The 21852-nt window shown below is 72.6% G+C and carries 21 protein-coding genes; 1 reads left to right on the forward strand and 20 read right to left on the reverse strand.

Annotated features, from left to right (window positions below):
• Positions 1 to 14: 14 nt before the first annotated feature.
• From rpoZ to pyrR, 11 genes are all read right to left on the reverse strand, one after another.
• Complete coding sequence (gene rpoZ / locus ACMA1D_RS09385; RefSeq protein ID WP_005319902.1) at positions 15 to 287, reverse strand: DNA-directed RNA polymerase subunit omega; 273 nt, start codon at positions 285 to 287, stop codon at positions 15 to 17.
• Positions 288 to 594: 307 nt separating this feature from the next.
• On the reverse strand, positions 595 to 1215 hold the full coding sequence (gmk, locus tag ACMA1D_RS09390; RefSeq protein WP_414723407.1) for a guanylate kinase: 621 nt from the start codon (positions 1213 to 1215) through the stop codon (positions 595 to 597).
• 38 nt (positions 1216 to 1253) lie between these two features.
• On the reverse strand, positions 1254 to 1577 hold the full coding sequence (locus ACMA1D_RS09395; protein ID WP_014157387.1) for an integration host factor: 324 nt from the start codon (positions 1575 to 1577) through the stop codon (positions 1254 to 1256).
• Positions 1578 to 1826: 249 nt separating this feature from the next.
• Positions 1827 to 2726 (reverse strand): orotidine-5'-phosphate decarboxylase, encoded by a 900-nt coding sequence (gene pyrF / locus ACMA1D_RS09400; RefSeq protein WP_414723408.1) that lies wholly within the window; start codon positions 2724 to 2726, stop codon positions 1827 to 1829.
• Entirely contained in the window at positions 2723 to 3838 is a 1116-nt protein-coding gene (locus ACMA1D_RS09405; protein WP_414723409.1) for a quinone-dependent dihydroorotate dehydrogenase, read from the reverse strand. Before ACMA1D_RS09405 ends, pyrF begins: the two co-directional genes overlap by 4 nt.
• 203 nt (positions 3839 to 4041) lie before the next feature.
• Positions 4042 to 7356, reverse strand: a complete 3315-nt coding sequence (gene carB, locus ACMA1D_RS09410) for a carbamoyl-phosphate synthase large subunit (protein WP_414723410.1) — start codon at positions 7354 to 7356, stop codon at positions 4042 to 4044.
• The gene (carA, locus tag ACMA1D_RS09415; RefSeq protein ID WP_414723451.1) at positions 7349 to 8488 is read right to left on the reverse strand and encodes a glutamine-hydrolyzing carbamoyl-phosphate synthase small subunit; all 1140 of its coding nucleotides are present in this window, start codon (positions 8486 to 8488) and stop codon (positions 7349 to 7351) included. The genes carB and carA overlap by 8 nt, the downstream gene beginning before the upstream one ends.
• Complete coding sequence (locus ACMA1D_RS09420) at positions 8488 to 9153, reverse strand: hypothetical protein (protein WP_414723411.1); 666 nt, start codon at positions 9151 to 9153, stop codon at positions 8488 to 8490. Before ACMA1D_RS09420 ends, carA begins: the two co-directional genes overlap by 1 nt.
• Positions 9150 to 10445, reverse strand: a complete 1296-nt coding sequence (locus ACMA1D_RS09425; RefSeq protein ID WP_414723412.1) for a dihydroorotase — start codon at positions 10443 to 10445, stop codon at positions 9150 to 9152. The genes ACMA1D_RS09420 and ACMA1D_RS09425 overlap by 4 nt, the downstream gene beginning before the upstream one ends.
• Complete coding sequence (locus ACMA1D_RS09430) at positions 10442 to 11476, reverse strand: aspartate carbamoyltransferase catalytic subunit (protein ID WP_414723413.1); 1035 nt, start codon at positions 11474 to 11476, stop codon at positions 10442 to 10444. Before ACMA1D_RS09430 ends, ACMA1D_RS09425 begins: the two co-directional genes overlap by 4 nt.
• 87 nt (positions 11477 to 11563) lie before the next feature.
• Complete coding sequence (gene pyrR, locus ACMA1D_RS09435) at positions 11564 to 12214, reverse strand: bifunctional pyr operon transcriptional regulator/uracil phosphoribosyltransferase PyrR (protein WP_414723414.1); 651 nt, start codon at positions 12212 to 12214, stop codon at positions 11564 to 11566.
• A gap of 198 nt (positions 12215 to 12412) precedes the next feature.
• Here pyrR and bldD point away from each other — a divergent pair, with 198 nt between their 5' ends.
• Positions 12413 to 12913: a transcriptional regulator BldD gene (gene bldD, locus ACMA1D_RS09440; RefSeq protein WP_414723415.1), complete on the forward strand. Its 501-nt coding sequence runs from the start codon at positions 12413 to 12415 to the stop codon at positions 12911 to 12913.
• Between the two features lie 621 nt (positions 12914 to 13534).
• On the opposite strand, the gene nusB is transcribed toward bldD, so the two are convergent.
• The 9 genes from nusB to ACMA1D_RS09485 form a co-directional block, all read right to left on the reverse strand.
• Positions 13535 to 13969: a transcription antitermination factor NusB gene (gene nusB / locus ACMA1D_RS09445; protein WP_414723416.1), complete on the reverse strand. Its 435-nt coding sequence runs from the start codon at positions 13967 to 13969 to the stop codon at positions 13535 to 13537.
• Positions 13970 to 13971: 2 nt separating this feature from the next.
• Entirely contained in the window at positions 13972 to 14538 is a 567-nt protein-coding gene (efp, locus tag ACMA1D_RS09450; RefSeq protein WP_349992852.1) for an elongation factor P, read from the reverse strand.
• A 47-nt stretch (positions 14539 to 14585) separates the two neighbouring features.
• The gene (locus tag ACMA1D_RS09455) at positions 14586 to 15692 is read right to left on the reverse strand and encodes an aminopeptidase P family protein (protein ID WP_414723417.1); all 1107 of its coding nucleotides are present in this window, start codon (positions 15690 to 15692) and stop codon (positions 14586 to 14588) included.
• A gap of 233 nt (positions 15693 to 15925) precedes the next feature.
• Positions 15926 to 16834, reverse strand: coding sequence for an AAA family ATPase (locus ACMA1D_RS09460; RefSeq protein ID WP_414723418.1), 909 nt, complete (start codon positions 16832 to 16834; stop codon positions 15926 to 15928).
• A gap of 357 nt (positions 16835 to 17191) precedes the next feature.
• A complete protein-coding gene (gene aroQ / locus ACMA1D_RS09465) occupies positions 17192 to 17638 on the reverse strand; it encodes a type II 3-dehydroquinate dehydratase (protein ID WP_414723419.1) in 447 nt (148 codons plus the stop codon).
• Entirely contained in the window at positions 17635 to 18768 is a 1134-nt protein-coding gene (gene aroB / locus ACMA1D_RS09470; protein ID WP_414723420.1) for a 3-dehydroquinate synthase, read from the reverse strand. Before aroB ends, aroQ begins: the two co-directional genes overlap by 4 nt.
• 49 nt (positions 18769 to 18817) lie before the next feature.
• Complete coding sequence (locus ACMA1D_RS09475; RefSeq protein ID WP_414723452.1) at positions 18818 to 19315, reverse strand: shikimate kinase; 498 nt, start codon at positions 19313 to 19315, stop codon at positions 18818 to 18820.
• A 116-nt stretch (positions 19316 to 19431) separates the two neighbouring features.
• Positions 19432 to 20616 (reverse strand): chorismate synthase, encoded by a 1185-nt coding sequence (aroC, locus tag ACMA1D_RS09480; protein ID WP_414723421.1) that lies wholly within the window; start codon positions 20614 to 20616, stop codon positions 19432 to 19434.
• 384 nt (positions 20617 to 21000) lie between these two features.
• Positions 21001 to 21846, reverse strand: coding sequence for a shikimate dehydrogenase (locus ACMA1D_RS09485; protein ID WP_414723422.1), 846 nt, complete (start codon positions 21844 to 21846; stop codon positions 21001 to 21003).
• Positions 21847 to 21852 lie beyond the last annotated feature (6 nt).

The raw sequence follows: 21852 nt of genomic DNA on the forward strand, positions 1-21852 counted from the left end.
ACCGCCCGCGGTGACTACTGGGCCGGGCCCTCGATGGCCTCGGAGGTCAGCAGGCCCGCGTTGATCTCGCGGAGCGCGATCGACAGCGGCTTCTCGTGGACGTGCGTGTCGACCAGCGGGCCGACGTACTCCAGCAGGCCCTCACCGAGCTGCGAGTAGTACGCGTTGATCTGACGAGCGCGCTTGGCGGCGTAGATCACCAGGCTGTACTTCGAGTCGGTGGCCTCAAGCAGCTCATCAATCGGCGGGTTGATGATGCCCTCGGGCGCGGTGATGGAAGAGGACACTCTCTGCCTTCCGATCGGGTTCAGCGGTTTCACAGACGCTGCGGCGATCCGCGTGGTGACGGTGTCACCCTTGCGTGGCCGCCGGTCGCCCGTGGCGACGGCGTCTGTCGGGACGCCAGCGCCGCGAACCGCGGCGCCGTCCCTGCCCCCGCCGAAGGTCTCGGCTGGGGGTCTTGGTCACGGGTGCGACCAAGGGGATGCCTCTGGAGCAAACCAGAGGGGTGGAGCAGGTGGAACAGGTCGTACGAGAAGCGGTGGAACAGGTTGGAGCAGTTTGGAACAAGGAGGGTCAAAGAATCAGAAAAGATCAGACCACTCGCATCAAGGCTAGCAGCTCGGCGCTGACGTCCTCGACGGAGGTGTTGACCAGGGTGGTGTCGAACTCCGACTCGGCGGCCAGCTCGACCTTCGCCGCCGCCAGCCGGCGCTCGATCACCTCGGGCGACTCGGTGCCCCGCCCGGTCAGCCGGCGCACCAGCTCCTCCCAGCTCGGCGGGGCCAGGAAGACCAACTGCGCCTCCGGCATCGACTCCCGCACCAGCCGGGCCCCCTGGAGGTCGATCTCCAGCAGCACCGGCTCCCCGGCCTCAAGCCGGTCGAGGACGGCGCGGCGCGGGGTGCCGTAGCGGTTGCCCGCGAACTCGGCCCACTCCAGCAGCTCCCCGTTGGCCACCAGCTTGTCGAACTCCTCGTTCTCGACGAAGAAGTACTGGACGCCGTGGCGCTCGCCGGGGCGCGGCTTGCGGGTGGTGGCGGAGACCGAGAGCCATACCTCCGGGTGGGCCTTGCGCAGATGCGCGACGACCGTGCTCTTGCCGACCCCTGAGGGGCCGGAGAGCACGGTCAGCCGCGGACGAGCGTCCGGAGTTACGGGGGATACCGCCTGCGAAGCGAGGGGGCTGGTCGCCCCCTGGGGGTGTGCTGCCATGCGGCGATTATCCAGGTTCCCGCGAGCCCCTGAGAACGTCAGGCGGCGCTGCCGCCGAACTCACGCTCCAGGGAAGCGATCTGGTTGGAGCCCAGACCGCGCACGCGGCGGCTCTCGGAGATGCCGAGCCGCTCCATGATCTGCTTGGCACGGACCTTGCCCACGCCGGGCAGGGACTCCAGGAGGGCGGAGACCTTCATCTTGCCGATGACGTCATTCTCCTGGCCCTGCTTGATGACCTCGTGCAGCGATGCGCCGGAGTGCTTGAGCCGATTCTTGACCTCGGCGCGCTCCCGGCGAGCCGCGGCGGCCTTTTCGAGCGCGGCTGCGCGCTGTTCAGGGGTAAGGGGCGGAAGAGCCACGCCTACGTCACCTCGGATATCGAACTGTCGGATACGGACCGGTGAGGAACCTAGTCGCCCCTCACCTGGGGAGCAACGCGCAACGCGCTTGTGCGTTCCTCCCCCGCTGCCTCAACGGCGTGGGAGGAGCCCCCACTCGTCGGAGACTAGCGGCCACGGCCGCTCCAGTCAGCGAGAACAGACGAAAAGTCCTGGTCAGACTCGCTCGACCAGGACTTTTCGGGGCAAATGCACCGGGTTCTGAGGTACTTATTTCACGGCGGCCCGTACTTCATCGGCGATCTGGGCCGCCGCGGCACGCAGTGCGGCGGCGTCCGGGCCGTGGCGCAGCACCCCGCGGCTGACGCTGGGGACCACGTTGCCGACCGCCGCGCCGAACACCGCGGGGAGGTCCGCCGGCGTGGCGCCCTGGGCGCCGATGCCGGGGGCGAGCAGCGGGCCGTCGATGGCGAGCGGGGCGCCCGCGGCGGTGGCCGCGTCGCCCAGCGTGGCGCCGACGACCGCGCCGAAGGAGCCGAGCGGGGCGCCCGCGGCGCGCTCGGCCGCGTTCTGCTCGGCGAGGTGGCCAAGGACGGTGGCAGCGACGCTGCGGCCGTCGGCCCGCAGCGCGTGCTGCACCTCGGCACCCTCCGGATTGGAGGTGAGCGCCAGCACGAACAGCCCGCTGCCGCTCGCCCGGGCCAGCTCGACCGCCGGCGCGAGCGAGCCGAAGCCCAGGTAGGGGCTGACCGTCAGCGCGTCGGAGAACAGCGGCGACGCCGGGTCCAGATAGGCGGCGGCGTACGCGGCCATGGTCGAGCCGATGTCGCCGCGCTTGGCGTCCATCAGCACCAGCGCCCCGGCGGCCCGGGCCTCGGCGACGGTGCGCTCCAGGACGGCGACCCCGCGCGAGCCGAACCGCTCGAAGAACGCGGACTGCGGCTTGAGCACGGCCACCTGGCCTGCCAGCGCCTCCACCACGGTGCGCGAGAAGCGCTCCAGGCCGGCCACGTCGTCGGCCAGGCCCCAGTCGGCGAGCAGGGCCGCGTGCGGGTCGATGCCCACGCACAGCGGGCCGCGGGCGTCCATGGCCCGCCGCAGCCTGCTGCCGAAGGGCTCGGCGGCGCCGTCGGCCTGCTGCGGGGCGTGCGGGTCGTTGGCTGCGCTCATGCCGCCTGCTCCTTGGTCTCGGCCCCGACCGCTTCGGCCAGGGTGGCGTACGGGCTGGCCGCCAGCCGCTCGGCCAGCCCCTTGTGCAGGGTGCGGCACCAGAAGGGGCCCTGGTAGATGAAGGCGCTGTAGCCCTGGATCAGGGTGGCGCCGGCCAGGATGCGCTCCCAGGCGTCGTCCGCGCTCTCGATGCCGCCGACGCCGACCAGGGTGACCCGGTCGCCCACTCGGGCGTACAGCCGGCGCAGTACGGCCAGCGAGCGGGCCTTGACGGGGGCGCCGGAGAGGCCGCCGGCCTCCGCGACCAGGGCCGGGTCGCTGGTCAGGCCGAGGCCGTCGCGGGCGATGGTGGTGTTGGTGGCGATGATGCCGTCCAGGCCGAGTTCGACGGCGAGGTCGGCGACCGCGTCCACGTCCTCGTCGGCCAGGTCCGGCGCGATCTTGACGAGCAGCGGGACCCGGCGACCGGGCACCGTGCGGTCGGCCGCCTCGCGCACCGCGGTCAGCAGCGGGCGCAGGTGGTCGACGGCCTGGAGGTTGCGCAGCCCCGGCGTGTTGGGCGAGGAGACGTTGACGACGAGGTAGTCGGCGTACGCGGCCAGCCGCTCGGTCGAGGTGACGTAGTCGGCGACGGCATCCGATTCGGGGACGACCTTGGTCTTGCCGATGTTGACGCCGACGGTGGTCTTGAAGGCCGGCCGGCGGGCGGCGAGCCGGGCGGCGACGGCCGCCGAGCCCTCGTTGTTGAAGCCCATCCGGTTGATCAGGGCGCGGTCAGGTACGAGCCGGAACAGGCGCTTGCGCGGGTTGCCCGGCTGGGCGTGGCCGGTGACCGTGCCGATCTCGACGTGGTCGAAGCCGAGCATGGTCATGCCGTCGATGGCGACGGCGTTCTTGTCGAATCCGGCGGCCAGCCCGAACGGGCCGTGCATCCGCAGGCCCAGCGCCTCGGTGCGCAGCGCCTTGTGGCGAGGGGCGAGCACGGCGGCGATGAAGGTGCGCAGGACGGGGATGCGGGCGGCGAGCCTGATCCAGCCGAAGGCCAGGTGGTGGGCCCGCTCGGGGTCCATGCGCTGGAAGAGGAGGCGGAAGAGGAGACGGTAGGGGTGCATGCGGTCGCGGGCTTTCGCTAGGCAGGTGGGCGGGGTGGGGGCTGCGGGCGGCGGCCGGGCGTGGCTGGATCGAAGCGGCCCGCTCCAGATCGGGCCGGGCCGAGACCAGGCCGCTCCAGCCCGGTCCAGGTCAGTCCGGATCGGGCCGGGCCGGGTCGGACCCCGGTGGGATCAGATCCTGCCCGGCCCGGCCGCCGCGCCGGCTACTCCTCGCCGCGGGCCGCGATGAGCTGCTTCGCATGCTCCTGGAGCGAGCGGACCCCGACGTCGCCCCTGGCCAGCGCCTCGATGCCCTGGACGGCCGCGGCGAGCGCCTGGACCGTGGTCAGGCAGGGCACGGCGCGGGCGACGGCCGCGGTGCGGATGTCGTAGCCGTCGAGCCGGCCGCCGGTGCCGTACGGGGTGTTGACGATGAGGTCGATCTGACCGTCGTGGATGAGCTGCACGATGGTCTTCTCACCGTTCGGCCCCTCGCCCTCGCTCTGCTTGCGCACCACGGTGGCGTCGATGCCGTTGCGGCGCAGCACCTCGGCGGTGCCGGAGGTGGCGAGCAGTTCGAAGCCGTGGGCGACCAGTTCCCGGGCCGGGAAGATCATCGAGCGCTTGTCCCGGTTGGCGACCGAGACGAAGGCCCGGCCACCCCTGGGCAGCGCCCCGTACGCGGCGGCCTGCGACTTCGCGTACGCGGTGCCGAACAGCGAGTCGATGCCCATGACCTCGCCGGTGGAGCGCATCTCCGGGCCGAGGATGGTGTCCACGCCGCGGCCCGATGCGTCGCGGAAGCGGCTCCAGGGCAGCACGGCCTCCTTGACGGAGATCGGCGAGTCCAGCGGCAGCGTGCCGCCGTCGCCGGTGGCCGGCAGCAGGCCCTCGGCGCGCAGTTCGGCGATGGTGGCGCCAAGCGAGATGCGGGCCGCCGCCTTGGCCAGCGGTACGGCGGTGGCCTTGGAGGTGAAGGGCACCGTGCGGGAGGCGCGCGGGTTGGCCTCAAGGACGTAGAGGATGTCGCCGGCCATCGCGAACTGGATGTTGATCAGGCCGCGCACCCCGACACCCCGCGCGATGGCCTCGGTGGAGGCCCGCAGCCGCTTGATGTCGAAGCCGCCGAGGGTGATCGGCGGGAGCGCGCACGCCGAGTCGCCGGAGTGGATGCCGGCCTCCTCGATGTGCTCCATCACGCCGCCGAGGTAGAGCTCGTGCCCGTCGTACAGGGCGTCGACGTCGATCTCGATGGCGTCGTCGAGGAAGCGGTCGATGAGCACCGGGTGCTCGGAGATCAGCCCGGCGTGCCGGGTGAGGTACTCGGCGAGCGAGGGCTCGTCGTAGACGATCTCCATGCCGCGCCCGCCGAGCACGTAGGAGGGGCGGACCATGACCGGGTAGCCGATCTCGGCGGCGATGCCCTTGGCCTCGTCGAAGGAGAAGGCGGTGCCGTACTTGGGCGCGGGCAGCCCGGCCTCGGTGAGCACCCGGCCGAAGGCGCCGCGCTCCTCGGCGAGGTCGATGGCCTCGGGCGAGGTGCCGACGATGGGCACGCCGTTGTCCTTGAGCGCCTGGGCGAGGCCGAGCGGGGTCTGGCCGCCGAGTTGCACGATGACGCCGGCGAGCGGTCCGGCGGCGCGCTCGGCGTGCACGATCTCCAGGACGTCCTCCAGGGTGAGCGGCTCGAAGTAGAGCCGGTCGGAGGTGTCGTAGTCGGTGGAGACGGTCTCCGGGTTGCAGTTGACCATGACGGTCTCGTAGCCCGCCGCGCTGAGCGCGAAGGAGGCGTGCACGCAGGAGTAGTCGAACTCGATGCCCTGGCCGATGCGGTTGGGCCCGGAGCCCAGGATGATCACCGCGGGCTTCTCGCGCGGCGCGACCTCGGTCTCCTCGTCGTAGGAGGAGTAGAAGTACGGGGTGCGGGCGGCGAACTCGGCGGCGCAGGTGTCCACGGTCTTGTAGACCGGGCGGATGCCGAGCGCGTGCCGCACCTCGCGGACCACCTCGGGGCCGAGGTCGCGGATGGCGGCGATCTGCACGTCCGAGAATCCGTGCCGCTTGGCCTCGCGCAGGATCTCCGGCGAGAGCTTGTCGGCGGCGGCGATCTCGTCGGCGACCTCCTTGATCAGGAAGAGCTGGTCGACGAACCAGGGGTCGATCCGGGTCGCGTCGAAGACCTCTTCCTGGGTGGCGCCGGCGCGGATCGCGGCCATGACGGTGTTGATCCGACCGTCGGTGGGCACGGCGGCCCGCTCAAGCAGGGCGGCCTTGTCACCGGGCGGGGTGACGAAGTCGAACGCCGAACCCTTCTTCTCCAGCGAGCGCAGCGCCTTGTTCAGCGCCTCGGTGAAGTTGCGGCCGATGGCCATCGCCTCGCCGACCGACTTCATGGTGGTGGTCAGCGTCGCGTCGGCGGCCGGGAACTTCTCGAAGGCGAACCGGGGCACCTTGACCACGACGTAGTCGAGCGTGGGCTCGAAGGAGGCCGGGGTCTCCTGGGTGATGTCGTTGGGGATCTCGTCCAGCGTGTAGCCCACCGCGAGCCGGGCGGCGATCTTGGCGATCGGGAAGCCGGTGGCCTTGGAGGCGAGCGCGGAGGAGCGGGAGACGCGCGGGTTCATCTCGATGACGATGACCCGGCCGTCCTCGGGATTGACGGCGAACTGGATGTTGCAGCCGCCGGTGTCCACACCGACCTCGCGGATGACGGCGATGCCGATGTCGCGCAGGATCTGGTACTCGCGGTCGGTGAGCGTCATCGCCGGCGCGACGGTGATCGAGTCGCCGGTGTGCACGCCCATCGGGTCGAAGTTCTCGATGGAGCAGACGACCACGACGTTGTCGTTCTTGTCGCGCATCAGCTCAAGCTCGTACTCCTTCCAGCCGAGGATGGACTCCTCAAGGAGGACCTCGGTGGTCGGCGAGAGGGTCAGGCCCTGGCCGGCGATGCGGCGCAGTTCCGCCTCGTCGTGCGCGAAGCCGGAGCCGGCGCCGCCCATGGTGAAGGAGGGGCGGACCACGACCGGGTAGCCGCCGAGCTTGTCGACGCCCTCCAGGACGTCGTCCATGGAGTGGCAGATCACCGAGCGGGCGGACTCGCCGTGGCCGATCTTGGCGTTGACGGCCGCGACGACGTCCTTGAACTGGTCGCGGTCCTCGCCCTTGTTGATGGCCTCCACGTTGGCGCCGATCAGCTCCACGCCGTGCCGGGTGAGGGCGCCGGAGTCGTGCAGCGCGATGGCGGTGTTCAGCGCGGTCTGGCCGCCGAGAGTGGGCAGCAACGCGTCGGGCCGCTCCTTGGCGATGATCTTCTCGACGTACTCCGGGGTGATCGGCTCGACGTAGGTGGCGTCGGCGATCTCCGGGTCGGTCATGATCGTGGCCGGGTTGGAGTTGACCAGGATCACGCGCAGGCCCTCGGCCTTGAGCACGCGGCAGGCCTGGGTGCCGGAGTAGTCGAACTCGGCGGCCTGCCCGATGACGATCGGGCCCGAGCCGATGACCAGGACGGACTGGATATCGGTGCGCTTAGGCACGGGGGCCCTCCATCAGGGAAACAAACCGGTCGAACAGGTAGGCCGCGTCGTGTGGACCCGCGGCGGCCTCGGGGTGGTACTGGACGCTGAACGCGGGCACGTCCAGGCATTCGAGGCCCTCCACGACGTCGTCGTTGAGGCCCACGTGGGCGACCCTGGCCCGGCCGTAGGGGGTGTCCACGACCTCGTCCAGGGGCGCGTCGACGGCGAAGCCGTGGTTCTGCGCGGTGATCTCCACCTTGCCGGTGGTGCGGTCCTGCACCGGCTGGTTGATGCCCCGGTGGCCGTACTTGAGCTTGTACGTGCCGAAGCCGAGCGCCCGGCCCAGCACCTGGTTGCCGAAGCAGATGCCGAACAGCGGGGTGCGGCGCTCCAGGACGCCGCGGGCCAGTTCCATCGGGTGGTCGGCGGTGGCCGGGTCACCGGGGCCGTTGGAGAAGAAGACCCCGTCGGGCTCGATGGCGTAGATCTCCGCCAGGCTGGCGGTGGCCGGGAAGACGTGGACCTCTATCCCCCGCTCGGCCATCCGGCGCGGGGTCATGGTCTTGATGCCCAGGTCGATAGCGGCCACCGTGAACCGCTTGGTGCCGACCGCGGGGACGACGTACGTCTCCTTGGTGGTGACCTCGCGCCACAGGTCGGCGCCCTTCATGGCGGGGGCGGTGCGCACCCGCTCCAGGAGTTCGGTGTCCTCGGCGATGGCCACGCCGGAGAAGATGCCGACCCGCATCGCGCCGCGCTCGCGCAGATGGCGGGTGAGGGCGCGGGTGTCGACGCCGCTGATGCCGACGACGCCCTGAGCGGCCAGCTCCTCGTCGAGGGTGCGCCGGGAGCGCCAGTTGGACGGCTTGCGGGCGGGGTCGCGGACCACGTAACCGGAGACCCAGATCCGCGCGGACTCCGGGTCCTCGTCGTTGACGCCGGTGTTGCCGATGTGGGGGGCGGTCATGACGACCACCTGACGGTGGTACGAGGGGTCGGTCAGGGTCTCCTGGTAGCCGGTCATGCCGGTGGAGAACACCGCCTCGCCGAAGGTCTCCCCCACTGCCCCGTAGGCCCGGCCACGGAAGGTGCGGCCGTCCTCCAAGACGAGTACGGCGGGGACCTTGGCCCCCTGGGTGGAGAGCGTCATCATGTGCCTTTCTCAGAAGTCGCGGGGGTCGCCCCGCGCAGTGGTGCAGCCGCACGGGGCCGGGCGCCGTCGGCGTCGGCCGCCACGCCGGTGGCGGGTTCGTCACGCTGCGTCGCGGTCGCGTCGTCGGGGCCGCCGGTGAGGTCGTTGATGGCCGTGACCCACGCCGTGTGTTCGGCGGCGCGGTCGGAGCGGAAGCCGGAGTCGATGGTGCGCTCGCCGAGCTGCCAGGTGATCACCAGCAGACCGCCCTCGGTGAGCACCTTGCCGGCGATGCCCTTGTCGAGCCGGGCGCCGCGCAGGTCGGCGGCGGGGACGAAGAAGTCCCGGGCACCCGGCCTGCGCACGCTCAGCCCGCCGTCGGTGAGGGTGACCTCCGCGCGGCTGCGGACGCCGAGGCCGTGCGCGACGATGCGCTCAAGCCACTGTCCGGCGTTGGTCGAGCCGTGGTAGCGCCCGGCCATGGTGAGCTGGGGCGCGCCGGCGTCGGCGGGGACCTGGGCGAGGTCGGGCAGGTCGGACTGGAGCAGTCCGCGCCACTTCCAGCCCTCCCGCATCAGCCAGTACAGCAGCGCGATGACCAGCAGCAGGCCCACCACCCAGCCGGTGCGCGCGGCCCAGCTACCCGAGCCGTCAGTTGCCGCCAGAACTGTCACAGGTGTCACGTCAGATTCCCGTCCACGACCGTTGCCCGGCCCCGCAGGAAGGTGTGCGTGACGCGCCCCGGCAGCTCGCGCCCCTCGTAGGGGGTGTTGCGGCTGCGGGAGGCGAAGCCCGCGGGGTTCACCACACCACGGTAGGCGGGGTCCAGCAGCGTCAGGTTGGCGGGCTCACCGGCGGCGACCGGGCGGCCGTGTCCTGCGAGGCGGCCGATGGCGGCGGGGCGGAAGGACATCCGGTCGGCGACGCCGGCCCAGTCCAGGAGGCCGGTGTCCACCATGGTGTGCTGGACGACGGAGAGCGCGGTCTCCAGGCCGACCATGCCCATGGCGGCTGCGCCCCACTCGCAGTCCTTGTCCTCGTGCGGGTGCGGGGCGTGGTCGGTGGCGACGCAGTCGATGGTGCCGTCGGCGAGCGCCTCGCGCAGCGCCATCACGTCGGCCTCGGTGCGCAGCGGCGGGTTCACCTTGTAGACCGGGTTGTAGGACCGTACGAGCTCGTCGGTGAGGAGCAGGTGGTGCGGGGTGACCTCGGCGGTGACGCGCCAGCCCTTGGACTTGGCCCAGCGCACGATCTCCACCGAGCCGGCCGTGGACAGGTGGCAGATGTGCACGCGGGAGTCGACGTGGGCGGCGAGCAGCACGTCCCTGGCGATGATCGACTCTTCGGCGACCGCGGGCCAGCCGCCGAGGCCGAGTTCGGCGGAGACGGTGCCCTCGTTCATCTGGGCGCCCTCGGTGAGCCGGGGTTCCTGGGCGTGCTGGGCGATGACGCCGTCGAACGCCTTCACGTACTCCAGCGCCCGGCGCATGATCACCGCGTCGTCCACGCACTTGCCGTCGTCGGAGAAGACCACGACGCCGGCGGCGGAGTCGTGCATCGCGCCGAGTTCGGCGAGCTGCTTGCCTTCGAGGCCGACGGTGACGGCGCCGACGGGCTGCACGTCGCAGTAGCCGGACTCGCGGCCGAGCCGCCACACCTGCTCGACGACGCCGGCGGTGTCGGCGACGGGGAAGGTGTTGGCCATGGCGTGCACGGCGGTGTAACCGCCGACGGCGGCGGCCCGGGTGCCGGTGAGCACCGTCTCGGAGTCCTCGCGGCCGGGCTCGCGCAGGTGGGTGTGGAGGTCGACGAGGCCGGGCAGCAGGATCTGGCCGGCGGCCTCGATCACGGTGGCGCCGTCGGCCGGCAGGTCCTGGCCCACCGCGGCGATGGTCTCGCCCTCGATGAGGACGTCGGTGGCGTCGGCGCCGATCAGCCGGGCACCGCGCAGCAGGGTCTTGGTGGTGTCGCTCATGGGGTGCTGGTCTCCTCAGTGCGGGCGGGGGCCGGTGGGGCGGCGGCGATGGCGGGCTCGTTCCCGCCGAGCAGCAGGTACAGGGCGGCCATCCGGATGCTCACGCCGTTGGTGACCTGCTCGACGGCGGTGCAGCGGGCCGAGTCCGCGACCTCGGCCGTGATCTCCATACCCCGGTTCATCGGGCCGGGGTGCATGACGATGGCGTGTTCCGGCATTCGGGCCATGCGGGCGCCGTGCAAGCCGTACCTGCGGGCGTACTCCCGCTCGGTGGGGAAGAACGCGGCGTTCATCCGCTCCCGCTGGACCCGCAGCATCATCACGGCGTCCGACGTGGGCAGGACGGCGTCGAGGTCGTAGCTGACCTCGCAGGGCCAGTGTTCGACTCCGATGGGCACCAGGGTGGGCGGGGCGACGAGGGTGACCTCGGCGCCCAGCGTGGTCAGCAGGTGGACGTTGGAGCGGGCGACCCGGCTGTGCAGCACGTCGCCGACGACGGTGACCTTGCGGCCGGCCAGGTCGCGCCCGGTGCCGTCGCCGGGGCCGCGGTGGTGGGTGGGGCCGCCGTCGGGGGCGCCGGCCAGGTGGCGGCGCATGGTGAAGGCGTCGAGCAGGGCCTGGGTGGGGTGCTCGTGGGTGCCGTCGCCGGCGTTGACGACCGAGCCGTTGATCCAGCCTGAGGTGGCGAGACGGTGCGGGGCGCCGGAGGAGTGGTGCCGGATGACGACGGCGTCGGCGCCCATCGCCTCCAGGGTCAGTGCGGTGTCCTTCAGGGACTCGCCCTTGGAGACCGACGAGCCCTTGGCGGAGAAGTTGATGACGTCGGCGGAGAGTCGCTTGGCCGCTGCCTCGAAGGAGATGCGGGTCCGCGTCGAGTCCTCGTAGAACAGGTTGACGACGGTGCGCCCGCGCAGCGTGGGCAGCTTCTTGATCGGCCGGTCCGCGACCCGGGCCATCTCCTCGGCGGTGTCGAGGATCAGGACGGCGTCGTCGCGGGTGAGGTCGGCGGCCGAGATGAGGTGACGCTTCATCTGGAGGCTCCGTGAGTGGGGAGGGTGGGGATGCGGGCGTGCGGGCATGCGGCAGCGCGGCCCGTCGCGCGGGGCCGTGCCGGGGTGCTACCGCCCGGTGTCCGTGCGCTCGTCGTCGGCACCGCGTGAGGTCGCGGGGCGTACGCCGAGCAGCACGCTGTCCCGGCCGTCCAACTCGGTGAGCTGCACCTTCACCGTCTCGCGCAGTGAGGTCGGGAGGTTCTTGCCGACGTAGTCGGCGCGGATCGGGAGCTCGCGGTGGCCGCGGTCGACCAGCACCGCCAGTTGTACGGCGCGGGGGCGCCCGATGTCGTTCAGGGCGTCCAGGGCGGCGCGGATGGTGCGGCCGGAGAAGAGCACGTCGTCGACGAGGATCACGACCCGGCCTTCGATGCCGTCGGCCGGGATCTCGGTGCGCGCCAGGGTGCGTGCGGGGCCGAGCCGCAGGTCGTCGCGGTACATGGTGATGTCGAGCGAGCCGACCGGGATGGCGCGGCCGGTGATCTCCGCGAGCTTGGCGGCGAGCCGCTGGGCGAGGAAGACGCCGCGGGTCGGGATGCCCAGGAGGACCACGTCGTCGGCGCCCTTGGCGCGTTCCACGACCTCGTGTGCGATGCGCGTCAGTACGCGGGCGATGTCCGGGGCTTCGAGAACCGGCCGGGCATGACCTTCCTGGCCGAAACTCTGGCCAGAACTTTTGCTCGATGCGGGGCCAGCGGGCTGGCTGGGTGCGTCCATAACGGAACGGACCTCCTTCTCCGCCTCACGGGACGGACCTTAAAGGACGTCGGATTTACGATATTGACGGTACCAGGACCGAAAACGTACGGACTCAGGCCCCCCGCCCGAGCAGGCGTACGCAACTTTCGGCTTGACGAAGCCAAATTACGCTGCGTAACCTCACAGTGAGTTACCAGTCTTCGTCCGGGGAGCTTTATGTCCAGCGAATACGCTAAACAGCTCGGAGCCAAGCTCCGCGCCATCCGCACCCAGCAGGGGCTCTCCCTCCACGGGGTCGAGGAGAAGTCCCAGGGCCGTTGGAAGGCCGTGGTGGTCGGTTCGTACGAGCGCGGCGACCGGGCCGTGACGGTGCAGCGGCTGGCCGAGCTGGCCGACTTCTACGGCGTCCCCGTGCAGGAGCTCCTGCCCGGCACGACGCCCGGCGGGGCCGCGGAGCCGCCGCCCAAGCTGGTCCTCGACCTGGAGCGGCTGGCACACGTGCCGGCCGAGAAGGCGGGCCCCTTGCAGCGCTACGCGGCGACGATCCAGAGCCAGCGCGGCGACTACAACGGCAAGGTGCTCTCCATCCGCCAGGACGACCTGCGCACCCTCGCGGTGATCTACGACCAGTCGCCCTCCGTGCTGACGGAGCAGCTCATCGGCTGGGGCGTGCTGGACGCGGACGCCCGCCGCGCCGTGCAGCACGAGGAGCTCTGACCGACCGCCGGTGACCGCCGGGCCACCACCGACCCGGCGTGCGTGTCGCGGGCGGTCGGTGACCGCCCGTGTGATGTGGAGGGCCCGGATGCGGCGGAGGGCTGCATCCGGTCCCCACACCACGAACTGGCGCGCACCGGCGCCGTGGGGCCCGCCGGAGTCTCCTGTGGGCCGGCCGTCGCCCTCCGGGTGGCGCCGCTCACTGCGTGACGCCGGGCTCTCTCCGGGTGCCGCTGGAGGCCCCTCGCGGGCGTCTACGGCGCGTTGCCGCGGGGTGGTGCCTGTCAGCGCGCCAGGCTCCGGGAAGCCCGGCGCGCCGGTGCGTCAGCGCTCCATCTCCGCCGCCGCGGGGCGGGCGCTCCCCGCGACACCGGGAGCCCTCCCGAGCCCCAACGGGCCCCCGCGGGCCCCGACTGCTCCCGCTGCCGTCCCGGGCCCGCCTGGGACCTTCATCGCAGCGGTCCCGCCGCAGCGACCCGCACCGTCCTTCACCTCGCGGGCCCCTCGGCCCGGCCACGAGCGACCGTCGACGGCCCCGTCACGGCCCCCGTACGCAACATGCCGCTGCCCCTGGTCCAACCCTCTCGGGTCGGACCAGGGGCAGCGGCATGCGTGGGGCCGCTACGCGTCGTCGCGGCGCAGGCTGGGCTTGAGGTCCTTCAGCCGGCCCAGCAGGCCGTTGATGAAGGACGGCGAGTCGTCCGTGGAGAACTCCTTGGCGAGCTGCACGGCCTCGTCGATGACGACGGCGTCGGGCGTCTCGTCCTCCCAGATCAGCTCGTACGCGCCGAGCCGCAGGATGTTGCGGTCCACGACCGGCATCCGGTCCAGCGTCCAACCGACCGCATAGGTGGCGATCAGCTCGTCGATGCGGGCCGCGTGCTCCGCGTACCCCTCGGTGAGCTGCATCGTGTACTCGGTGACCGGCGGCTGCCGGTCATCGGTCCGCGCGTGCCTGATCCAGTCCGCGAGGACGGTCGGCACGGCGACGCCGCGCTGATCGGCCTCGAAGAGGATCTGGAAGGCACGCTTGCGGGCCTTGTTGCGGGCAGCCACGGTTAGCTGTTCACCCGACCGAGGTACTCACCGGAGCGGGTGTCGACCTTGATCTTCTCACCGGTGGTGATGAAGAGCGGCACCTGGATCTCGTAGCCGGTCTCCAGCCGAGCGGGCTTGGAGCCGCCGGTGGAGCGGTCGCCCTGGACGCCGGGCTCGGTGTACTCGATGACCAGCTCGACCGAGGTGGGCAGCTCGATGTAGAGGACCGAGCCCTCGTACATCGCTACGACGGCCTCGTTGCCCTCAAGGAGGTAGTTGGCCGCGTCGCCCACGGTCTCGGGCGTGACGTTGATCTGGTCGTACGTCTCCGTGTCCATGAACACGAAGTCGTTGCCGTCCTTGTACGAGAACTGCATGCCGCGCTTGTCGACATTGGCCGTCTCCACCTTCACGCCGGCGTTGAAGGTCTTGTCGACGACCTTGCCGGACAGCACATGCTTCAGCTTGGTGCGGACGAAGGCGGGGCCCTTACCGGGCTTGACGTGCTGGAACTCGACGACGGACCAGAGCTGGCCCCCGTCGAGCTTGAGCACCAGGCCGTTCTTGAGGTCGTTCGTGGATGCCACGGTTGCGGAATCTCCTGGACTGAAGCTGGTGGAACCAGGGGTGCGCGCTAGAGCGCGAGCAGCTCCTTGGTCGTGATGGTGAGTAGCTCGGGACCGCCGTCCGCCTCGGGGCGGACGACGAGCGTGTCATCGATCCGGACACCGCCCCGCCCCGGGAGGTGGACCCCCGGTTCGACGGTGACCGGCACACAAGCGTCCAGTTTACCCATGGCTTCCGGTGCCAGCCGAGGGTCCTCGTCGTTTTCCAGGCCCACGCCGTGCCCGACCCTGGCTCCCAGCGTCGCCTCGCAGCCCGCCGCGGCCAGCACCTGCCGGGTCACCCGGTCCACCTCGCGGCACGCGGTACCCGGCGCCAGCGCCTCCCGGCCGGCCCGCTGGGCGGCGAAGACCACGTCGTACAGCTCGATCTGCCAGTCGGCCGGCGAGGGGCCGATCACGAAGGTGCGCCCCACCTCGCAGCGGTAGCCGCGGTAGCCGGCGCCCAGGCAGACGGTGAGGAAGTCGCCCTCCTCCACCCTGCGGTCGGTGGGCAGGTGGCCGAGCCGCCCCGAGTGCGGGCCGGTGCCGACGGAGGTGGCGAAGGTCGGGCCGTCCGCGCCGTGGTCCACCAGGCGGCGCTCCAACTCCAGCGCGAGGTGCCGCTCGGTGCGGCCCACCAGGATGGATTCCAGGAGTTCGCCGAGGGCCTGATCGGCGATCTCGGCGGCGATGCGCAGGGCGGCGATCTCGTCGTCGTCCTTGACGATCCGGTGCTGCTCGACCGTGCAGCCGAGGCCGACCAGATCGAGCCCGGGCACGGCGGCGCGCACCGCCCGGTGCCGGGCGACGGTCAGGTGGTGCTCCTCGACGGCGATGCGGTGCGCGCCCTGGTCCGCGGCGAGTTCCGCACCCGCGATGGCGGGGTCGCCGCCCGTGCCGGCCACCTCGCGCACCCCGAGTTCGTCGGGCGGGCGGGTGGCCGTGGCGTCGGCCATCACCGGCGGCGGGCGCAGCAGCACGTCATCGAGCGGGCCGAGCAGCAGTACGGAGCCCGGCGGCGCGTCGCCGCACAGGTAGCGGACGTTGGCGGGGCGGGAGACCAGCGCTGCCGGGCTCCCGGCCGCCGCGCAGTGCTCGCGCAGCCGGGTGCGGCGGGCCGCGAACACCTCGGACATGTTCCGAGCCTAGGTGCGCGGCGCGCGGCCCGCCGGTCGGGCGCGTCCGACTGGGGACGCTCCGCGGCGCCGTCCGCAGCGGAGCAGCACCGTGCCGCGCCGTCGAAGCCACGTGGCGGCGGGAAGCCACGCGGCGGCGCCGGCCCGCCCCGGGCGCCGCGGAAGGTTTCTCCACCGGCTGCCCGGGGCGAACCGGACCGCACCCCGGGCGGCGGCCCGGGCCCGGTGTCCGACTACCAGGTGGGCGGACTGGCGATGCTGCGGGCGATCGCCTCGTCCAGGGCCTGGGCGGTCTGGGTGACGTCGTACGTGGAGTTGTCGATGATCGGCAGGCCCGACCCGTACCAGCCGGCCATCCGGCCGTGGATGCGGGCGACCTCCTCGTCGCTGAGCCTGCGGTTGCCCGAGCGGGCCGCGTTGCGCTCCAGGACGACTTCGAGGCCCGGCAGCAGCACCACCGGCAGCAGCCCGGGTCCCACGTGGCGCTTCCAGCCGCCGAGCCCCACCACCGGGCGGTCCGGGAAGACGGCGTCGTCGAGGATGCACGAGATGCCGTTCGCGAGGAAGTTACGAGCGGCGAAGCCGCAGGTGCGGCGGGCGAGCCGGTACTGCGCCTCGGAGTTCTCGTTCCAGCCGGACTGCGGGTTGGCGAAGCCCGACCTGACCCATTCGCGTACGTCGTCCAGGCTGATGTGCGCGGTGGGCACCCGGCGGTTGTCGGCCCACAGCCGGGCCACGGTGGTCTTGCCGGCGCCCGCCGGGCCGATCAGGAGGACGGCGACGGCGGCCCGGGAGGCGTCGATCACGGGCTGGTCCTGCGGGGCGTCCGGCAGCGGCACCGGCGCGCCGGGCGGCAGCGTCACCGGGCCCGTGGTGCCGTCGGCCGGCGGTGGCGGCGGCCCGGACGGCGCCGCCATCGGCGGGGCCGTGTGGTGCGGGGGCGCGGGCTGCGCCGGTGCGGGCTGTGCGCCCTGCCCCGGCCAGCCGGGGGCCGGCACCTGCCCGCCGGCCGGGGGCGGGCCGCCGGTGGCGGGCGGTTGTCCGGGCGGGGCGGGGTGGCCCGGGTGCTGGACGGCGCCCGCGGCACCCGTGACGCCCGGTCCGTGGGACGGGGGCAGCGGAACTCCCGTTACGTGCTGCATCCGGTGGCTCTCCGTCTCGTGCCGGCGGCTGACCTTGGCTGGACCCGGCCGTTCGCACGTACGCCGACCAGGTGTGCTACCGAACGGTACTCCCCCGCACCCGGCGACCCGGCGCCCGACCCGACCTTCGCCGGCCACGGCGCGTTCCCGCCAGTTCGGCGCCCGCCGGGCCCCCGCCATGCCCTTGGTGACGGCCCGTCAGGCGAACGACGGCACGCCCAGGCGCTCCGCCGCCGCACCCTCAACTCGCCCGTACTACCAGGCCGTTGACCGCAACGAGCGCCCGTCGCCGGCCCCGGGCGGCGCCGGCTGTGCGGGGCGTCGTCCGGGGCGTGCGGCGGGGTGCGGCGGGGTGCGTCAGCCGTCGATCTCGTCGGCCAGGGCCCGCAGGGCGAGCCGATATGACCCGATTCCAAAGCCCGCGATGGTGCCGCTGGCGACGGCCGCGATGACAGAGTTGTGACGGAACTCCTCCCGCGCGTGCGGGTTGGAGATGTGCACCTCGATCAGCGGGGCGGTGCGCTGGGCCGCCGCGTCCCGCATGCCGTACGAGTAGTGCGTGAAGGCGCCCGGGTTGATCACGACCGGCAGCGCGCCGTCCGCGGCCTCGTGCAGCCAGCGGATCAGTTCGCCCTCGTCATTGGTCTCCCGGACCTCGACGTCGAAGCCGAGTTCCTTGCCGAGTGCGGTGCACTGTTCGACGAGGCCCGCGTACGAGGTCGCCCCGTAGACGTCGGGCTCGCGGCTGCCCAGCCGCCCCAGGTTGGGACCGTTGATGACCAGGACGCGCCGGTCGTCGCTCACTCCGCCACCTCTCCGTACGCGGCGAGCAGCACCGCCGGGTCCGGGCCCTCCAGGACGACGGGCTTGCCCAGGCCGTCCAGGACGATGAAGCGCAGCAGGTCGCCGCGGGACTTCTTGTCCACGCGCATGGTCTCAAGGAGCTTGGGCCACTGATCACCGCGGTAGCTGAGCGGCAGGCCCACGCTCTTCAGGACGGCGCGGTGCCGGTCGGCCGTGGCGTCGTCCAACCGGCCGGCCAGTCGGCCGAGTTCGGCGGCGAAGACCATGCCGACCGAGACGGCCGCGCCGTGCCGCCAGTTGTAGCGCTCGTTCTTCTCGATGGCGTGCGCGAGGGTGTGGCCGTAGTTGAGGATCTCGCGCAGGCCCGACTCCTTCAGGTCGGACGAGACGACCTCGGCCTTCACCTTGATCGAGCGTTCGAGCAGCTCCGCGGTGTGCGGGCCCTGCGGGCTGCGGGCGCCCTCCGGGTCGGACTCGATGAGCTCCAGGATCGCCGGGTCGGCGATGAACCCGGCCTTGATCACCTCGGCCAGGCCGCTGACGTAGTCGTGCACCGGCAGGGTGTCCAGCGCGGCCAGGTCGCACAGCACGCCGGCCGGCGGGTGGAAGGCGCCGACCAGGTTCTTGCCCTCGGCGGTGTTGATGCCGGTCTTGCCGCCGACCGCGGCGTCGACCATGCCGAGCACCGTGGTGGGCACCGCGATCCAGCGCACCCCGCGCAGCCAGGTGGCGGCCACGAAGCCGGCGAGGTCGGTGGTGGCCCCGCCGCCCACGCCCACGATCACGTCGGAGCGGGTGAACCCGGTCTGCCCGAGGGCCTTCCAGCAGTACGCGGCGACCTCGGCGGTCTTGGACTCCTCCGCGTTCGGCAGTTGGATGGCGATCGCCTCGTACCCCTGGTCGGCGAGGTCGGCGCGGAGCGCGTCGCCCGTCGCGGAGAGCGCCTCGGGGTGCAGCACGGCGACGCGCTTGACGCCGGAACCGATGAGTCCGGGCAGCTCGCCGAGGAGCTGGCGGCCGACGAGCACCTCGTACGGCGCGGAACCCGCGCTGCCGCCGACGTGGATGCGGATCGGCGGCTCGGGGGCCTCGGCAGCGGGGGCCGCGGTGGTCTGGGACGGGTCAGTCATGCGTTCCTCACAGCGGGATGCGACGGCTTGGGGGGTGCGGGCGCGGCGGTCACGCGTCGAGCTCCAGCGCCTCGGCGACCGCGCCGGCCACGTCCTGCGGGGTGCGGTCGTCGGTGCTCACGACGGCCCGCGCCACCTCCGTGTACAGCGGCCGGCGCGCCTCCATCAGCTCCCGCCAGCGCTGCCGCGGATTGACGGCGAGCAGCGGGCGCGGCGCGTCGAGGCCCACCCGGCGTACCGCGGCGGCCAGTTGCACGTCGAGGAAGACCACCGGGCGGCCGACCAGCAGGGCCCGGGTCTCCTCGTCCATGACCGCGCCGCCGCCGAGCGAGAGCACCCCGGGGTGCTCGGCCACCGCGGCCCGGACCGCGGCCCGCTCCAACGCCCTGAAGTGCGGTTCGCCGTGCTCGAAGAAGATCTCCGGGATCGGCTGGCCCGCGGTGTGCTCGATGTCGGCGTCGGTGTCGCGGTAGGTGGTGCCGAGGCGCTCCGCGAGCAGCGCGCCGACGGTGGACTTGCCCGCGCCCGGGGGGCCCACCAGGATCACGGCGGGGCCCTGGCCTGGGGCGCCGGGGTCTCCGGGGGCGCTGGGCCCGCCGGCCGCACCGGCGGCGTTGGCCGCGCCGGCGGCGCCGCCGGTGGTGGCGTTCGGGTCCTGGCCGGTCACCGGATCTGGAGGTGGTCGAGGAAGCCGCGGACGTTGCGGCGGGTCTCGGGGACGCTGTCACCGCCGAACTTCTCGGCCACCGCGTCGGCGAGGACCAGCGCCACCATCGCCTCGGCGACGATGCCGGCGGCGGGCACGGCACACACGTCCGACCGCTGGTGGTGGGCCTGGGTGGGCTCGCCGGTGGTGACGTCGACGGTGGCCAGGGCGCGCGGCACGGTCGCGATCGGCTTCATCGCGGCTCGCACCCGCAGCAGCTCGCCGGTGGTCAGCCCGCCCTCGGTACCGCCGGAGCGGCCGGTGGCGCGCCTGATCCCGTCCTCGGTCGGCAGGATCTCGTCGTGCGCCTGCGAGCCGGGTACACGGGCCAGGTCGAAGCCGTCGCCGAGCTCGACGCCCTTGATCGCCTGGATGCCCATCAGCGCAGCCGCGAGCCGCGCATCGAGCCGCCGGTCCCAGTGCACGTGCGAGCCGAGGCCCACCGGCACGTCGTACGCCAGCACCTCGACGACGCCGCCGAGCGTGTCGCCGTCCTTGTGGGCCTGGTCGATCTCGGCCACCATCGCCTCGCTGGCCTGCGGGTCCAGGCAGCGCACCGGGTCGGCGTCCAGCCGCTCGACGTCGGCGGGCTTGGGGTAGACGCCGTACGGGGCCTTCGCCGCCGCGAGCTCCACCACGTGCGAGACGATCTCGATGCCGGTGGTCTCCTTGAGGTAGGAGCGGGCCACGGCGCCGAGCGCCACCCGGGCCGCGGTCTCGCGGGCGGAGGCGCGCTCCAGGATCGGCCGGGCCTCGTCGAAGCCGTACTTCTGCATGCCGGCCAGGTCGGCGTGGCCGGGCCGGGGGCGGGTCAGCGGGGCGTTCCTGGCCAGGCCCGCCAGTACCTCGGGGTCGACCGGGTCGGCCGACATGACCTGTTCCCACTTGGGCCACTCGGTGTTGCCGACCATGATCGCGACCGGGCCGCCGAGGGTCAGGCCGTGCCGCACGCCACCGATGAAGGTGACCTCGTCGCGCTCGAACTTCATCCGGGCGCCGCGCCCGTAGCCGAGCCGCCGGCGGGCGAGGGCGTCGGCCACCATGTCGGTCGTGATCGGTACCCCGGCCGGCAGCCCCTCCAGGGTCGCCACCAGTGCGGGGCCGTGCGACTCCCCCGCGGTCAGCCAACGCAACCTGCTCAACGTTGCTCCTTAACCTCGCGCCCGTGCGACTTCTCAGCCCCGATCCTCCCATGAGCTGCGACGGAGCCTGATCGCTCGTCCACGCTACGGACTGCGGGGCGCCCCTGCGCGGGGTACGGCGCACTGTTCAAGCGGAGTTCTCGCGGGCGGGCCGATCCGGTCGCAGACCGACCGGATACCGGCCGTTTGTCGGCCAGTTCGGTTAGCTGGCACCGACGGGATATGGCCACCTGCTGACCGTTTTCGATCGCCCTACGGCAGTCCGAGACCGTTCTCCGACCGTTGTCCCATCTCTGTCCGCTCGCTACCGGATCGCGGAGGGCCGGCGCCCCGACGCCCACGCAGGGCCGGGGCACCGGCCGGCGCAAACGGCCAACCCCGCCCTCAGCCCGCGTCCGGTCGCTGCCGGGCCGTCAGCGCCGCCTCGCCGGCCTCGCGCATCGCGGCCAGCGGCGCCGCCGCGCAGCCCGTCATCCGCTCGACCTGGAGCACCGCCTGGTGCACCAGCAGGTCGAGCCCGCCCACCACCGCCCCGCCGCGGCCGGACCAGGCGGCTGCGAGCGCGGTCGGCCACGGGTCGTACAGCACGTCGAAGAGTGCGCCCGGCCGCTCGGGCACGGCCGCGGCCAGCGCGTCCGTGCTGCCGGCCGGGGTGGTCGCGATCACCAGCGGGGCGCTCATCGCCGCCGCGGCATCGGCCCAGTCGGCGGTGTGCACGCGCACCCCGAGCCGCTCGCCCCACTGCCGCATCTCGGTCGCCCGGGCCGCGCCCCGCACATAGGCGGTGACCTCGCCGACCTGGATGCGGGCGAGGGCGGCCAGCGCCGACGAGGCGGTGGCCCCGGCGCCCAGCACCGCGGCCCGCTCGACCCGTTCCACCCCGCGCTCGCGCAGCGCCGCGATCATCCCGGGGATGTCGGTGTTCTCGCCGACCCGGCGGCCCTCGGCGGTGAACAGCACGGTGTTCACCGCCTCCACCGAAGCCGCGGTCTCGCTGATCTCATCCAGCAGCGGAATGATCGCCCGCTTGAGCGGCATGGTCAGCGAGAGGCCGGCCCACTCCCGGTCGAGGCCCTGGAGGAAGGCGGGCAGCCCGGCCTCGTCCACCTCGTACCGCTCGTACCGCCAGCCGGTCAGTCCCAGCTTGTCGTACGCGGCACGGTGCAGCACCGGCGAGAGCGAGTGCGCGATGGGCGATCCAAGGACCGCCGCCCTGCGGTCGTCCGGCATCTGTCT

The organism is Streptomyces sp. 796.1 (assembly GCF_047525675.1).
In the GTDB taxonomy this organism is placed as follows: Bacteria; Actinomycetota; Actinomycetes; order Streptomycetales; family Streptomycetaceae; genus Streptomyces.

What these genes read in the sequence shown, in the direction of transcription:
- carA (WP_414723451.1), bottom strand. Translation starts at nt 8,488, where the DNA reads ATGACGCTCTCCACCCAGGGGGCCAAGGTCCCCGCCGTACTCGTCTTG.
- ACMA1D_RS09485 (WP_414723422.1), bottom strand. Translation starts at nt 21,846, where the DNA reads ATGCCGGACGACCGCAGGGCGGCGGTCCTTGGATCGCCCATCGCGCAC.
- pyrF (WP_414723408.1), bottom strand. Translation starts at nt 2,726, where the DNA reads ATGAGCGCAGCCAACGACCCGCACGCCCCGCAGCAGGCCGACGGCGCC.
- ACMA1D_RS09425 (WP_414723412.1), bottom strand. Translation starts at nt 10,445, where the DNA reads ATGAGCGACACCACCAAGACCCTGCTGCGCGGTGCCCGGCTGATCGGC.
- pyrR (WP_414723414.1), bottom strand. Translation starts at nt 12,214, where the DNA reads ATGGACGCACCCAGCCAGCCCGCTGGCCCCGCATCGAGCAAAAGTTCT.
- aroB (WP_414723420.1), bottom strand. Translation starts at nt 18,768, where the DNA reads ATGACTGACCCGTCCCAGACCACCGCGGCCCCCGCTGCCGAGGCCCCC.
- gmk (WP_414723407.1), bottom strand. Translation starts at nt 1,215, where the DNA reads ATGGCAGCACACCCCCAGGGGGCGACCAGCCCCCTCGCTTCGCAGGCG.
- ACMA1D_RS09460 (WP_414723418.1), bottom strand. Translation starts at nt 16,834, where the DNA reads ATGCAGCACGTAACGGGAGTTCCGCTGCCCCCGTCCCACGGACCGGGC.
- bldD (WP_414723415.1), top strand. Translation starts at nt 12,413, where the DNA reads ATGTCCAGCGAATACGCTAAACAGCTCGGAGCCAAGCTCCGCGCCATC.
- ACMA1D_RS09430 (WP_414723413.1), bottom strand. Translation starts at nt 11,476, where the DNA reads ATGAAGCGTCACCTCATCTCGGCCGCCGACCTCACCCGCGACGACGCC.
- ACMA1D_RS09405 (WP_414723409.1), bottom strand. Translation starts at nt 3,838, where the DNA reads ATGCACCCCTACCGTCTCCTCTTCCGCCTCCTCTTCCAGCGCATGGAC.
- ACMA1D_RS09455 (WP_414723417.1), bottom strand. Translation starts at nt 15,692, where the DNA reads ATGTCCGAGGTGTTCGCGGCCCGCCGCACCCGGCTGCGCGAGCACTGC.